At 33.3% G+C, this 15,181-nt stretch carries 14 protein-coding genes and 1 pseudogene; 13 read left to right on the top strand and 2 right to left on the bottom strand.

Features of this window, described 5'->3' with window-relative positions:
- Both REC12_RS14655 and REC12_RS14650 read right to left on the bottom strand, forming a co-directional pair.
- Positions 1 to 431: IS630 family transposase (locus tag REC12_RS14655; RefSeq protein WP_308895704.1), on the bottom strand; the 431-nt coding region annotated here is incomplete at its 3' end.
- 55 nt (positions 432 to 486) lie between these two features.
- Positions 487 to 978 (bottom strand): helix-turn-helix domain-containing protein, encoded by a 492-nt coding sequence (locus REC12_RS14650; RefSeq protein WP_308895699.1) that lies wholly within the window; start codon positions 976 to 978, stop codon positions 487 to 489.
- Between the two features lie 558 nt (positions 979 to 1,536).
- On the opposite strand from REC12_RS14650, the pseudogene REC12_RS14645 reads away from it, so the two are divergent.
- From REC12_RS14645 to REC12_RS14585, 13 genes and pseudogenes are all read left to right on the top strand, one after another.
- A pseudogene (locus REC12_RS14645) lies at positions 1,537 to 1,891 on the top strand (IS4 family transposase); the annotation flags it as partial.
- Positions 1,892 to 2,340: 449 nt separating this feature from the next.
- On the top strand, positions 2,341 to 3,279 hold the full coding sequence (locus REC12_RS14640) for a LysR substrate-binding domain-containing protein (RefSeq protein ID WP_308895697.1): 939 nt from the start codon (positions 2,341 to 2,343) through the stop codon (positions 3,277 to 3,279).
- Positions 3,280 to 3,946: 667 nt separating this feature from the next.
- Positions 3,947 to 5,146: a methionine adenosyltransferase gene (gene metK / locus REC12_RS14635; protein ID WP_308895693.1), complete on the top strand. Its 1,200-nt coding sequence runs from the start codon at positions 3,947 to 3,949 to the stop codon at positions 5,144 to 5,146.
- Between the two features lie 278 nt (positions 5,147 to 5,424).
- Positions 5,425 to 6,531 carry a radical SAM protein gene (locus REC12_RS14630; protein WP_308895692.1) on the top strand — a complete coding sequence of 369 codons (1,107 nt, stop codon included), beginning with the start codon at positions 5,425 to 5,427 and terminating at the stop codon, positions 6,529 to 6,531.
- A gap of 247 nt (positions 6,532 to 6,778) precedes the next feature.
- A complete protein-coding gene (locus tag REC12_RS14625) occupies positions 6,779 to 7,987 on the top strand; it encodes an MFS transporter (RefSeq protein ID WP_308895690.1) in 1,209 nt (402 codons plus the stop codon).
- A 212-nt stretch (positions 7,988 to 8,199) separates the two neighbouring features.
- A complete protein-coding gene (locus tag REC12_RS14620; protein ID WP_308895689.1) occupies positions 8,200 to 8,835 on the top strand; it encodes an L-threonylcarbamoyladenylate synthase in 636 nt (211 codons plus the stop codon).
- Positions 8,836 to 8,894: 59 nt separating this feature from the next.
- Positions 8,895 to 10,130 carry an aconitase/3-isopropylmalate dehydratase large subunit family protein gene (locus REC12_RS14615; RefSeq protein ID WP_308895687.1) on the top strand — a complete coding sequence of 412 codons (1,236 nt, stop codon included), beginning with the start codon at positions 8,895 to 8,897 and terminating at the stop codon, positions 10,128 to 10,130.
- Positions 10,120 to 10,626, top strand: coding sequence for a LeuD/DmdB family oxidoreductase small subunit (locus REC12_RS14610; protein ID WP_308895686.1), 507 nt, complete (start codon positions 10,120 to 10,122; stop codon positions 10,624 to 10,626). Before REC12_RS14615 ends, REC12_RS14610 begins: the two co-directional genes overlap by 11 nt.
- Before the next feature lie 25 nt (positions 10,627 to 10,651).
- Positions 10,652 to 11,518 (top strand): class I SAM-dependent methyltransferase, encoded by an 867-nt coding sequence (locus tag REC12_RS14605; RefSeq protein WP_308895684.1) that lies wholly within the window; start codon positions 10,652 to 10,654, stop codon positions 11,516 to 11,518.
- 161 nt (positions 11,519 to 11,679) lie between these two features.
- Positions 11,680 to 12,519 carry an alpha/beta hydrolase gene (locus REC12_RS14600; protein WP_308895682.1) on the top strand — a complete coding sequence of 280 codons (840 nt, stop codon included), beginning with the start codon at positions 11,680 to 11,682 and terminating at the stop codon, positions 12,517 to 12,519.
- 129 nt (positions 12,520 to 12,648) lie between these two features.
- Complete coding sequence (locus REC12_RS14595) at positions 12,649 to 13,866, top strand: radical SAM protein (RefSeq protein WP_308895680.1); 1,218 nt, start codon at positions 12,649 to 12,651, stop codon at positions 13,864 to 13,866.
- 172 nt (positions 13,867 to 14,038) lie between these two features.
- Entirely contained in the window at positions 14,039 to 14,692 is a 654-nt protein-coding gene (locus tag REC12_RS14590) for a class I SAM-dependent methyltransferase (RefSeq protein ID WP_308895678.1), read from the top strand.
- A complete protein-coding gene (locus REC12_RS14585; protein WP_308895676.1) occupies positions 14,685 to 15,167 on the top strand; it encodes a 3-isopropylmalate dehydratase small subunit in 483 nt (160 codons plus the stop codon). The genes REC12_RS14590 and REC12_RS14585 overlap by 8 nt, the downstream gene beginning before the upstream one ends.
- Positions 15,168 to 15,181 lie beyond the last annotated feature (14 nt).

The raw sequence follows: 15,181 nt of genomic DNA, 5'->3' as shown, positions 1-15,181 counted from the left end.
GTATCGCACAACCGCAACTCAACGTGTTTTAGGGTGTTAAACAACTCATTACGAAATCCTTTTTCTCGAACTTCATCCCAAATCTGTTCGACCGGATTAAGTTCCGGACTATACGGCAATAAAGGAAATAGTTCAATGTTTGCTGGAATATCAAGCCCTTTTGACCTGTGCCATGCTGCATTATCCGCAACCATTAAAATGTAGTCTTCTGGATATCGTTGGGAAATTTCTTTTAAAAATAGGTTCATACACGTAGTATTAGCGTATGGCAAAACAAGCGATACCATAGCCCCATCATGGGGTGAAACTGCTGCATAGGCATATGAGTATTCTCTTACCCTATGGCAAGGGACACTCGGACGAAATCCTTTCAAACACCAACATCGTTTCGGTTTATTAATCCGTCCGAAACCTGCTTCATCTTGAAACATTAAACGAAGCCGTTTACCTAAACTGTTAGTAGTAAATTTTACCAGTTGGACTATCTTATCCTTGATTTTTTTTATAAGCACTGAATTTTTCAGGCTTTGACTTAGGATGCTTGCTTCTAGGCATTACTTTTCGCCAACCTTGTCGTTTTAGCATCCTATATATGGTTGATTTAGGGACTTCCTTACCGATGATTTTTTCATAAGCGTTCTTTATATCCGATACCACTAGGAGCTTTCCATCGTTTGCTTGTGATTCAAACGCTTGAAGAAGTTCCTTTTCTTCAAGTTCAGTCAGGTATCGTTTATTGCCTCCTTTACGGTTTTCTCCAAGGATTGGCTGAAGGCCTATTTTAAAATATTTGCTGATAATATTGTTTACAGTTGCGGCAGGATATCCAACAACTTTCGTGATGTCTTTTGACGGCATACTCTCTACAGCCCTCAGTCGTAATACAAGTAACCGCTTTATTTCAAATTTGTTGTCCGCTTCGTTTTCTGCTTTTAAGATCTCTTCAATCTGCTCTTCGGTAAAGCTTTTCCTTCTCATTTCAGATACACACCTTTAAGCGTTAGTATGTATCAATTATATCATAAAAAGGGAAGTGATATAATATTTCATACGCTAAATAGTATAAGTATATGAAAAACAACTCTGGCACAAAAACCATGCACATGAAGGTCAAATAGTTAAGATCCGGCCGGGCTTGTCCCAAAAATCTTACGCACTTAAAATTTTTGGGACAAGCCGAGGAGAAGGCTCCCATGCTTGTTAGGATTGCTCAGATTCTGATTGGGATATTGGGCGGAAAAATGGTAAGATTTTGGTCGCCTACTGGGAAAAAGGGGGTTGGTTTAGAAACCCTATTTAGAGGAGGACTTATGCATCGTGAGGTCGATAACTTAGTTGGAGTCCTATACATATATCGTACAAAGGTTCAGTAGAAGTTGTTAGAAAAAATCCACAAACTTTAATCATGTATTATGTATAATAATATAAAATTAATTGTTTTTGTTATATAGTAGAAAAAAGACGCATTATTCCAATATATAGTATATTTCCCTTAAATAAAATATAGTTACTATTTGTTCGTATTATGGAAGGAAGGTGAGGATTTACGGAATGTGTCGGGATTAAGACATTCTTCAAAATGGCCAAATCTCACGTAAAACCCGGTTCGGAATTCCAAGGGCGGCCCTTTATTATGGTAATTGATTAGTCACACGATCATTGTCTTTGTCTGTTACCTCATCCTCGAATGGGAATGAAGGGAAAACAATGATGAACGTTCTCTAGGAGGTTTGCTTTATCTTTTTGCAAATAAAGTTATGGATTTAGACTTAAATCAGCGTTACGCTAGTTAATGGCTTTTGTGCTAAATTTGCCACCAGATAAACTGGAGAATCTTGAGGCGTTAAGCCAATTTCATAAATGGATTAGTGAATTACCTCGTTATATCTAGGCTTTGTTCGCACATCGGTGTGCGAAAGTTGAGAAAGTAATAGAAAGAAATATAGAAATAAGTAAAAGCTACTGCAAAATGTAACCATTGACTTATTGTAGCGTTAAGACTATCCGGTCTAAAGGTTCACGTGAACTTACAATTTACGTTCCCAAAGGTTTGTTCGTGCAACTATGTATTGAAATTCTGATGGGTTAGTCTTTAGTAGGAATTTTTTAATTCTTTCTGAAGTAGTGGATATTGCGTAAAACTTAAATCGAAGTTCAGTATTTGAAAATCACCATGGGCATACATAATTTTTTAGGGCTATAGTATTGATTATATAAGTTCATGATTTTTGAGTTTTATTAAATTATTTTAGAGGAAAAAGTTAATAGTCACTGAGTGCCTTTATGACTAAAGGATTTAGAAAGTTTTTCAAAAGTTATTTAATTTTCGAAGGAGGTTCTATGGAAACAAGAAATCTAAATTATGTTTTATGTGTAGCTGAGAATAAAAATATTTCAAAAGCTGCGGAAAAGTTATTTATATCTCAACCTACTCTTAGCCAACATATCCATAAGCTAGAGGAACAGCTTGGTGTTGAATTATTTGATAGAACAAAATCGCCGTTATCGCTTACTTATGCTGGTGAACGTTTTGTTCAAATTGCATCAAAAATTCTAAATTTAGAAAAACAATTGATTCAAGAAATAGAGGATATTAATAATTCTTGTAAAGGAAGGCTCATAATTGGCATATCAGCCATCCATGGAACTTCAATTCTACCGAGTATTCTTCCGAAATATAAAGAACTTTTTCCAGGTATAGAAATATCTCTGGTCGAAGAAAATGCTACAAAACTCTATAAGTTAACAGAACTTGGGAAAGTAGATATTACTATTACTAATACTCCAATACAAAATGAACATTTAATATACGAAACTTTAACACTAGATGAAATTATTATTGCTATACCAGATATTTATCTTCCGTTTAAGTTCGATAAAAATAAATACTATCACCCCTTTGATAAGTTAGATTCTCATAATATTGAAATTTCTCAGTTAAAAGAATGTCCTTTTCTTTTTTTAAAACAAGGACATCGAGTCCGGCAAATATCAGATGCCATTTTTCAGGAAGAAGGGTTTAAACCTCAAATTATTATTGAAAGTATTAATATTGAAACTCTATATCGGTTAACAATGGAAAATATGGGGATTACTTTTCTTCCTAAAAGTCTTATTCTTAAATGGGATAAAGTTGAGAATTTGTATCAGTATCCAATATCTTTTTTTTCATTAACTAATTCTATTGCGAATTATAGTATGGTTGTAATTTACAATAAATATAGGTTTTTACCTATAGCGGCTAGAAAATTTATTTACTTATTAAGAGAATTTTATTAAGCAAAAAAATACAAAAGCAAATTAAATAGGCAGGTGTTTTTCTTGCCTAAGGACTGGAAAAAAGTCCAATATTCAAGTTATTTATTAAATGGAATATAAGGAAACTGGCTATAGTCTTGATAAATAGATTGTCAGCCAGTTTTGATTTTGATATTCATAAATTAAAACGTTTTTAAAGGGGGTCATGTTTCAAGGCTTTATGCCCTTTTAAGCATGGATATCGGAACTACTATAACCTAAAGATTTACTTACAGGTGTATATAGCTATTTTCGAATAATTTGGGCCTGAACAACCTTCTTTATCAAGCAATTTAGTTTTACTACTGAATGATTTTCTCAACTACTTTCTTCCCAGCAGTTACGGTAAAGTAAATACTATATAGTCTAATACCAATAACTTCTATTTATGGAAAACTATTAGATTTTAATAAGGGCATGTGATATTATTCATTTACGTTCAAAGATCAGGTTTAAATAATTTTGTGGAATTATAGTATGACTAAATTTAAATTAGAAACAATTAAATGAAGTAATAGTTGTCTGTAAAATCTCTTAAATAGGTTTTCATTGCTAGATAACAAGAACAAATTTCCTTATTAAAGTTAGGATTTGTAATAATTGAAAAAATCAGAGGAGTAAATTTCTGAAAAGGAGTGATTTTATTTTAATGGTTAAACGACTTTTTACTTCTGAGTCTGTTACAGAAGGGCATCCAGATAAAATTTGTGATCAGATCTCTGATGCTATATTAGATGCTATTCTTGCAAAAGATCCTAATGCTAGAGTAGCGTGCGAAACATCTGTAACAACCGGATTGGTTCTTGTTAGTGGAGAAATTACCACTTCTTGCTATGTGGAAATTCCGCACGTTGTTCGTAAAACTATTAGAGAAATCGGTTATACTCGAGCTAAATTTGGTTTTGATGCAGATACATGTGCTGTATTGACATCAATTGGAGAGCAATCCCCTGATATAGCCCTCGGGGTGGATAACGCTTTAGAGTCTAAAACTGGAGATGCTAGAGATAGTGTAATTGAAGGGATTGGTGCTGGCGATCAAGGAATGATGTTTGGTTATGCTACAAATGAGACAGTAAGTTATATGCCACTGCCCATTGATTTAGCCCATCGGCTTGCTATTCGTCTGACTGAAGTGCGTAAAATAGGCTTGCTAAATTATTTACGACCGGATGGAAAAACTCAGGTAACCGTAGAGTATGAGGATGATAAACCGGTAAGAGTGGATACTATAGTAATCTCTACACAACATCATCCGGATGTATCTCAGGAACAAATTAGAAGTGATTTACTAGAGCATGTTGTTAAAGTAACAGTTCCAGAAAAGTTTTTAGATGAGAAAACAAAGTACTTTATCAATCCCACCGGACGTTTTACAATAGGTGGTCCCCAAGGGGATACTGGTTTAACCGGTCGAAAAATTATTGTAGATACCTACGGTGGTATGGCTCGCCATGGGGGTGGAGCTTTCTCTGGGAAAGATCCAACAAAGGTTGATCGGTCTGGCGCATATGCTGCACGTTATGTTGCTAAAAACATTGTTGCTGCAGGTTTAGCTGATCGTTGTGAAATTCAGATAGCTTACGCTATCGGCGTTGCACATCCGGTATCTATTTTAGTTAATACGTTTAGAACAGGAAAAATTTCTGAGGAGAACATTATTAAATTGATAAATACCAACTTTGACTTACAACCAGCTGGGATCATTAAATCATTAGATTTGCGCCGGCCCATTTTTCGTCAAACGGCTGCTTATGGACATTTTGGACGTATTGAACTTGATTTACCTTGGGAAAAAGTGGACAAAGCAGCTACGCTTAGTAAGCAAGTCGAAATGTATAATTATTAGAAATTCTTGTAATTATCACAATAAGTTCAGAGTTTAACAATCTTAATAATTAGACGCCCATGCCCTTTAATGGCACTATCAACGAATGAGTATCTCCACTCAGCTTGAACACATTGACTTATGGATGTTTAATGCCTCAGAACAACCAATAGATTTTCAAAATCAAAAACGTGATATTTGGAGTCTGGAGGATTATTTTGCCTTTAGAGATTTAAGTTTTCAGGATAGTAATTTAATTTCATGCTGTTATTTAATAAATGATTTGGAGGGTGATTAATTTGGAAAAAAAATTCGTCTTAAAAGGTTTGGATGATTATAACGTAGTAGAACTAAAAAAATATTGGCAGGGATGGGACCCTAAAAAGGACGAACCCAAAATACTTGGATTGGGACTAAGTTGTTCGTTTTTATGTAATTACAAGTGTAATTATTGCTATGTAGGTGAAAAAAGGCCTGGCGCTGATGAATTAACCCTGGGAGAACAATTGAACCTAATTGATCAGGCTGTTGATTTGGGGGCCAAGACTGTAATTATTTGCGGAGACGGGGACCCATTGATGGACAAGAACTTATGCTATATGACCGAACATGCCTATAAGAAGGGTATGACTTCTGTAGTTGTTACAAATTCAGCTGTTATGGGCGATGATAAGTTAGCAATGAAAATTCATAATAAGACTGGCAGAGAGGTTGCTCAAGCATTATATAATAGCGGTTGCTCTTTAGTTGTTAAAATGGACACTCTTAATCCTGAACTATATGAAAAAATCGTAAATGTTTCAGGTTCCTTTGAAAAATTCAAAAAAGCTATTAAACATATTATTGATATTGGATTTACTAAAGAAAATTATATTAAAGAAGTGAGTGTGACAAGATTGGGGTTTAGTGCTGTTGTTATGAAACAAACTTACGATGAAGTTCCAGAAATGAAACGCTATGCCGATACTATCGGAGCGCAGTTTATTTGTAAGGTACCATCTCTTGTAGGTAACGCTCTTAATAATCTTGATCAAATGTTTCATGTAAACGATTATGAGAAAGTAAGAAAATATTTAAAACAGTATACTGCTAAACGTGAAACATTAATGGTAGACATACCGCGTTGTATGGCTTGGCATTATGGTCCGGTTATCGATATTAGAGGAGAAGTAAGAGAGTGTTATACTTCCCCGTGTAGCCAAGAAAAAAGGATTGGAAATATCAGGAAAGATAGTTTGCGGGAATTAATGAAAAAGAGAAATCAAATATATGACGTTACTAAACAGGACTATTGCCCTGTAAAATCGCGAATTAACGAAGAATTTCTTACAAAAGGATTTGAGAAAGTTTGGAATATTGCTGAGGAAAAAGCCTGTATTGATTATATCTTAGATAGTGAAGAATAAAATCGGTAATTCTTACCAGATACAAGAGCGTATATATCAAATATTTTTCAGTCTGCAGATTACATTATAAGTCCATACACTACGTTGAAGCCATAAAGAGAAAATTAGGTAAGTTATGATGGCAATGGTTCTTCTTTGCAATAAATGCTTAATCAGTCTAATCACAATCAAAGGAGGATAGAATCCATGTAAGAAGTACTTGGTTTCCTAAAATGAGACATCAATTTTAAATCGAAAGGAGTAGAAAATGGATAAAACCATTTTAAAAAGAAATAATGATATTTTTTGCATCTACCGTTTTACTTCTCGATTTTATATGTATTTACCTATACTTCCCATTATATTACTTAATTATGGTTTATCCTTCTCTCAAATAAGTTATGTTTTAGCTACTCATGGTCTTTCAATAATGCTGTTTAAAGAACCGGTTAGTATATTGGTCAAAAAAATAAAATCTAATAAAATTGTTATTTTTATGGGGGAAATTTTTAAATCATTAGGTGTTTTAGGTCTTGCCTTTTCCCAGAATGCTTTTTGGTTAATTATAATAGCTCAAGTTATCTCGGGTTTAGGATTTGCTTTAACATCCAGCACGGAATCTAATTTGTTGCTTAAAACTATGAAGGCGCTTGACGCACAAAGTGAATATAGAGATATGGAGGCAAGATCTCAAGGGTTTGGATTTATTTCAATCTTAATTTCTGGAATTATTGGGGCAATAATAACAAAAAACAATATGGCTATGGCAATGTATTTAACTGCACCGTTTAGTCTATTAGCTGCAGTAATTATTTTGTTAATGTATGAACCTAAAACACTAATTACTAATGTAGAGATAAAGGAAAATGAACTTAAAAGAAAGGATAGAGGGGAAATAAGTGGTGTAATTCACTTATTGCTATATTATGCAGTAAATAGGGCAGTAAGTATGACAGTTTTTATATTCATATATCCGCTGTCACTAAAATTAGCTAGCATTGATGAGAAGTTTTTTGGACTTATTATCGGTTTGTTTTCAGTTACAGCTTTTTTAATAGGGAAAAATTTCAAAAGAGTAATTTCAATATTCAAGGAATCTCAATCGTGGTTTATAACACCTACTGTGCTTTTAGGTGCGATTCTTTTAATGATATTAAACGACCATGTGGGGTTAATGCTAGTACCTATATTACTTGGGATTGCGGCCTCAATTGTTCGCCCTCTAGCTATGGGGAAATTAAATATGGTAATTAAAGAAAACAATGTTGCTGTCATGTCAAGAGGGGAGCAGATATTTGGATTATTTAATGCATTATTTTTACTCCTTGTTGGATACTCGATTACTTATTCTAATTTAGCAAATACATTATATATTTTATCTTTAATACTTGTTCTAATAAATATAATTCAAATTATTCTTTTTAAAGTTATGCGTAAAGTTTCAAAAAGAGCAGAATATAAAGAAAATGTTTGTTGAAAGCTTAATAGATTTAGTTAAATAAAAGATATAACAAAGAGTGTACTGTTCAGGACATTGCTTTGATTACGATAATAGAATCGTATCTACTCCTGCTTATATGTTGGGGAAAAATATTGTGGAAATTTCATCGGGAATCGAAAAATTAGTCGACAGAGTTGTTGAAATGGTATATATAGATTGATCTCAACTAACGTAGAAAGGGTGAGACAGTGAATACCAAAATACTTAAACAATGTGAAGAAGCTATTAACGAAATTATTAGGGTATTAAGAAGAGGGGAAGTTGTAGTTCTTGCATCTGATAATACTTATGGACTGTTTGCAAATGCTCAAAACAGAGAGGCCGTTGACAAAATATATCAGCTTAAAGGAAGGGATGCTAGCAAACCCTTAGGTTTATATATTAATAGAGAAAAAATCAGTAATTATGCCGTTGTTGCTAAAGGTTTGGATAAGATTATTGACCTGTGGCCGTGTCCCATAACGATTATTCTTCCGAGAAAAGAAACTGTGCCAGATTATGTCACAAAAGGGTACAATTCTATATTAATGGTTTGCCCAGACAATTATTGTATTAAATTGAATAGATTATGTGATTTTCCTATTACGTGTACGTCAGCTAATTTATCGGGCCAAAAGGCGATAGTCGATTTTGCTGAAGCATATGAGACATTTCATGGTAAAGTAGCTTTAATTGTTGACGGCGGAATGAATAAACATGGTCAGAATGGTACAATCGTTGATTTTTCTAAAGAAGTACCAACAATTTTGAGAATTGGTCCCTACTCGGCTGATGAGATTCGGAATTTAATTCCAGAAGTAATTATAGCGGAGAAATTAATTTAAGTAATTTATAGCTGTATTATTTTAAAATAATCTTATCATTTTTTATTGGGGGATTGTCAATGGGAACAGTGAAAGAAATTCTCAAAAAAAATTCAGGAGAAAATGAAATTTATGAGGGTAAAATAATCGAGGTTTATCCTGACCTAGTTATGAACCATGATGGTGACAACAGCTATAATGTTACGGTATTTGAACAAAAATTAAAAGCCGACAAAGTATTTAGTTCAGAAAAAATTGTAATGGGTTTGGATCATAATGTTCCATCTAATTCAATTAATACTGCCTCGGTCCATTCCGATTTGCGTAAATTTGCCCAGAAACATAAGATCAAGCACTTTTATGACAATGAAGGTATTCTTCATCAACTTATGATCGAGAATCATGTTCGACCAGGGCAACTAATATTCGCCGCTGATTCCCACACTTGTTCTTATGGTGGAGTTGGGGCTTTAGGCATACCCATTGGTACCACAGATAATGCTTTTATATGGGCTACCGGTAAAACCTGGTTTCAGGTACCGAAAATTGTAAGAATTCAGTTTGCTGGATCTATTTCGAAAGGTGTCTTTGCGAAAGATATCAGTCTGAATTTATTGAAGATGCTGAAACCCTACGAACTTACAGGGAGTATAGTTGAGATTTCTGGGGTTGCAATAAATTCTTTAAGCATTTCTTCTAAAATTACAGTGGCTAATATGTGTGCGGAATTTGGCGCTTTGTCGGCTGTAATAACAGAATACCCTGAAGAGAATGATTCATACAATTACATGTTTGATATTACTAATATTGAGCCTTCTGTAGCTATTCCTCACCATCCAAGTAATGTTGAGAAAGTAAACGAACTTTCTGCAATTAAAGTGAATCAAGTTTTCCTAGGTTCTTGTACAAATGGCAGATTAGAAGATTTGGGAATTGCTGCTTTAATAATGCAGGGGCAAAAAGTGGCGAAAGATATACGAATGTATATTGCCCCTGCCTCAAGGCAGCAATTATTGTTAGGTCTTGAGAAGGGATATATTCAAACATTGATTAAAGCCGGAGGAATTCTTTTAAATCCAGGCTGCAGTTTGTGTTTTGGTTCCTGCCAAGGCGTAATGCATGATGATGAAGTGCTTTTTTCTACAGGCAACCGAAACCATAAAGGAAGAGTTGGAAGTAACAGTTCCCATATTTATTTGGGGTCACCGGCAACCGCTGCTGCGACAGCTATTAGGGGAGTTATTACGGATCCGCGTGAGTTTTTGGCATCGCTGAATCAAGATGATTTTATCGGGGGAGAGAGGAATGTTAAGTAGCTTAAGTTTAATTAAGGGGAAGTGCTGGGTTCTTGGTGATGATATTAACACAGATCAAATTATTTCTACCAGATATATGTTGCTGAAATCAAAAGAAGAAATGAGTAAGTATACTTTGGAATCCGTTATACCGGAATTCTCGAAATATGTTAATGTAGGGGACTTTATTGTAGCGGGAAAAAACTTTGGGAGAGGTTCAGCTCGCGAACAAGCGCCCGAAGCATTAAAAGCTTTAAAAATTGGGGGTATAGTTGCCCAAAGTTATAGTCCGATTTTCTTTAGAAATTCAGTGAATATTGGAATACCTACATTTGTTTGTAGAAATGTAACAGATTATGTAGAACAGGACGATTTAATTGAGGTAAATATTTTTATTGATAATTTAAAAATTATCAATAAAAATATTCAATTGGATATTGAAAAAATGCCCACCATTATTAAAAAAATTATGGACAGTGGAGGACTGGTTAATTTTTATCTTCAATATCATATGTAAACATTTTAATTAGGGGGTATAGCAAATGGAGAAAAACCAGGATGTTTTTAATTCATGGGAGAATACATGCAAGAGTTGGGATGAGTTATTTGCCCCTCCCGGGAGGCCTTCAGAAAATGATATTAAGAACTTTAAAAAAATAGTATATCAAAGAGTTGGTTTAAATCAGAAAGACAGACTAGAAGTACTTTTACTGGGAGCAACTCCAGAAATTCGGGATATGTTTGCAGAGGACAAACGGTTTAGGGTTACATTGATTGATAAAACTATTAACATGGTTCTAGCCATGACGAATTTAATGAAGGCAAAAAGTAACAATGAGATCTGGGTTATCTCCTATTGGCAGGATACACCTCTTAAGCCTGAGTATTTTGATATTGTTATTAGTGACCTTGTGATATGTAACATATTTCCGGATGAGCACGATTTGTTTCTTAGTAAAATTAAAGAAATGTTAAAACCAGGTGGCCATTGGCTTAATCGAGTTTATTGCATAGACGAAAATACAAAAATAAGAAGCCTTGATCAATTAATTGATGAATATGTCCATGGTGAAGTTATTACAAAGGAAGATGTCAATAATTTTAGAAGTACGGCAGGACTCAAGTATTGGGATCCTAAATCAAAGATTCTAGAGTGGGGAAAATTGCTTGATGAAATGACCAACTATCGTATCAATGGAGAATTTAGTCACATAAATGATAATGCAGTTGAACTTTTAACTAGGTCATATAACTTAGTGGAGAAATTTAATCAAAAATATTGGATAGATACTAAAGATGGAACTGAATCTTTATTTAAAAGGTATTTTTCAATTGAAAATGTAATCCGGGATACAACAGTTGTCACCCTAAAGGAAAAAGGCTACTATATATATGACCTTAAAAAGTGAAGTATCTACACATTAATTATATATTTTAGATTTAAAATTAAATTTTAAAGAAATTTATTTATAAATTCATAGTTAGCGTTATTGCTTAAAGAGTTGCTTTATTAATATGACTTAATCCGTAGTAATTTCTCAGATATATAAGTATGAAGGAAAAGGAACAAATGAAATTAAAGACCTCATTTTTAGAAACCCCCACTAGAAATAAAATAGCGGTATATTCTATATATAATTCCCCAGAAAATTTGGCGGTTTTTCTCTGCCATGGAATATCGTATTCTTGTATCCCTGCTTTTTTTACTACAATTGAAGGGATTAGTTTTGCTGAGCATTTGGCTAAAGAAGGGTTTAATGTATATGCCTGCGATTACCTGGGATATGGAAAATCACAATTGTTTGAAGCTGAAAACGAAGTGACTGTTCAAACATCGCTTGAAAGCGTCGAAATATCAATTGACTATTTTATGAAAAAAGATGGTCTGAAAAAGCTAAACATACTTGGTTGGTCATGGGGAGCACAGGTAGCAGGATTATATAGTGCTAAACATTCTGATGATATCATAAAACTAATTTTGTATGGGTTCAAATGGCACTTCTCGCGATGGAATAAACAGGGTTTTGAATTTAATCTGGATGAAAAAAGAAAAAAGCATGACTTATCTTTTATCAGGAGTGATTTTACGAATAATGAAACTATAATTCCTGAGGCGTTGGAAAATTATATACAACAAATAATGCTTATTGACCCAGATAGTCCGAATAGTCCTCGTCAAGAGATCCTTGCACATTCTTTTTTTATTCATCCGGAAAAGATAATTTGCCCGACAATGTTAATTTACGGCACAGATGATAGAACAATAGATGAGAAGGATTTAGATTTGTTTTACAAAAGGCTATCTTGCAAAGATAAAAAAATCATAAAAGTTTTTGGTGGGCATGCTATACATTTGGAAAAAGGCTATAGTAATTTCTTGAATTTGATCGTTGAATTTATGTCAACATGATTTACGTACATTAGAAAATTAGCCTCAATCAGAATTCTCCCAAAAATATTCAAATACGTTTGTCATATTATTCTTGCAATGTATAACCATAGAATGGATAAAGCGTAAAAATTAAGGAGGAAAGAGACTTTGGGCAAAGATATTCTATTTCTTCAATTTGCTCAGGAAGATTCCCATGATAATACGTTATTAAATTTAAATAACGGTCTTTCAAATGTTTATAATGAATGTAAAAAAATTGGCGATTTTTACTGGGCAACTCAATTTAATAATCAAAGCGAAATGGGGAAGAATGAACTTCCAATAAAAAAAGGAAAAGTTTACGTAAGTGCATTTTATTATCCGCACTTATTGCAAACGTATTATTGGGCTCAAAAATATCCTGATATTGAATTTAATGTAGGGGGACCGGTTATTCGTTCAGGCAATTACAGTGGTCAAGATTTACCGGTTAATTTAAATTTAACGAATAAAAATGCTGAAGAAGTTATTTTGAACAAAAATACACTAAGTAAAACATGGGGTATTGAATATCCCAAAGAATATATTAAAGGTAAAAAAGCAGTAAGATTTACATATCATTTAGACCATCGCTGCTATTGGAATAAATGTATTTTCTGTGAAGGTTATACAAAGGATTTGAATAAGGGATTAAACAATTCAATTGATAACCTTAAAATTAATGATAATTATAGTAATCTAAAAAAAATTATCCGTTTAAATATTCCCAGTATCACTCCTAAGTTTCTGAAATATGAACTTCCAAGATTGTTAAGAAGAAAAGACATAGTATATGATTTTTTTCTTAGAGCAAGTAAAGAAATTATTGATCTACTTCCAGAAGTATTAAAAAACTTGGAAGAAGGCAATGGCCCTCATCCCTCACAGTTAAGATTTGTAGTAGGGGTAGAATTTCCTTCATATAAAATGCTCCAATATATGAAGAAGGGTATTGAAAAAGATATTATTCTTAGAATTATAGAGTTAGCGAAGGACTATCATATTTCGTTAGGTTTGCCATTTATATATGGTTGGAATAATTTGTCTCAGACTGATGTTGATGAAGCTGTAGAGTTTTTACATAATGTTGAAAAAATTGGACATCCCAATACGGAATCAGTTCTGTTCAAATTGGAGGTATATCCCAATACATCCTTATTTTCTTCTTTAAAGGGATGTCTGGAACCATTAAAAAAATATATATTTGACAATGGGGAACATAGAGTAGTATTAAATGCTGAACAATATTTATTGAATGAAGAATTTAAAAATGCCCTAATAAATAGCCGTTTAAATACGGTTTTATATGATAGTACCAAACTTGGTTATATTTACACTAATGATTGATTTGGATATGACGATTAATGTTTTAAAAGTGATATAAATGTAGGCATTTTTTGATGTTTCAGCAAGGTATTGTACTCATTACTACAAATACAGAAAAATCTTAGTTTCTGCAGAAGGAATATTACAATGTTTTGGAGATATATAAATTATATTTCAAAGAAGGTGAATAAACGTGAAAACCATTGAAGATTATTGGGATAAGAAATTTAAGGAAAAAGGACATATATGGGGAAATGAGCCAAGTAAATCTGCCCTTATTACGGAAAGTTTTTTATCAGCTAGAGGATTTAAGAAGGGGAAGATTCTAGACATTGCTTGCGGGTATGGCAGAGACAGCAAATATTTTACGGATAATGGTTTTGATACAACTGGAATAGATATTTCTGCAGAAGGAATTGCGATGGCAAAAAAGCAATATCCAGATGTTAAATTTATGATAGGGGATATTCTACACTTGCCTTTTCAAACTTCAAGTTTTGACTATGTTTTTGGTAATTTTATCTTGCACTTATTATTGAAAGATCTTCGCTTTAAACTCATCAAGGAAACTTCGAGGCTTATTAAACCAGGGGGTATTTTAGTTTTTAGTGTGGCATCTATTGAAGACGTGGATTTTGGGAAAGGAGAAACAAAGGATACTAATTGTTTTGTTAATGCGAGGGGTGTAATGAAATATTATTACTCCAAAGAGGCTATTTATAATGAATTTAAAGATTTTGAAATTATGGCCATTCATGATATAGAAGAAATTCATGACCATGATGGAATCCATAAGCATAAGAGTTATTTATTATTTGTAAGAAAGAGGAATGGTAGGAATGATTAAAGGTAGAGTATGGAAATTTGGCAATGATGTAGATACTGATCAGATAATCCCATCACAATATATGCTGCTTTCAACGATTGAGGAGATGAAGCAGTTTGCTTTTGAACCGCTGGACAAAGATTTTGCGTCTAAAGTAAGTTTAGGTGACATTATTGTGGGTGGAGAGAATTTTGGTTCGGGTTCTTCGCGGGAACAAGCTCCTCTAGTACTAAAAGCTTTGGGGATAAGTAGCATTGTAGCTAAATCATTTGCGAGAATCTTTTTTAGAAATGCTATTAATATCGGATTGCCTGTTATTGTATGTAAAGAGATATATGACCATGTGGAAAATGAGGATGTTTTAGAAATAGACTTTAGTAGAGGAATCATTAAAAGTCTAAAAGCAGATAAGCAGTATACATCTACTAAGTTGCCGGAACATGTCATAAAAATTTTAGAAGCAAATGGCTTAATTGGATTTTTAAATCAAAAATAAAAGGTGGTTAGGTT

The sequence above is a fragment of the Candidatus Desulfosporosinus nitrosoreducens genome (genome assembly GCF_030954495.1).
GTDB classification, from domain to species: domain Bacteria; phylum Bacillota; class Desulfitobacteriia; order Desulfitobacteriales; family Desulfitobacteriaceae; genus Desulfosporosinus; species Desulfosporosinus nitrosoreducens.
The sequence above is the reverse complement of the archived record's forward strand: the minus strand, read 5'-3'. Positions and strand labels throughout refer to the sequence as shown.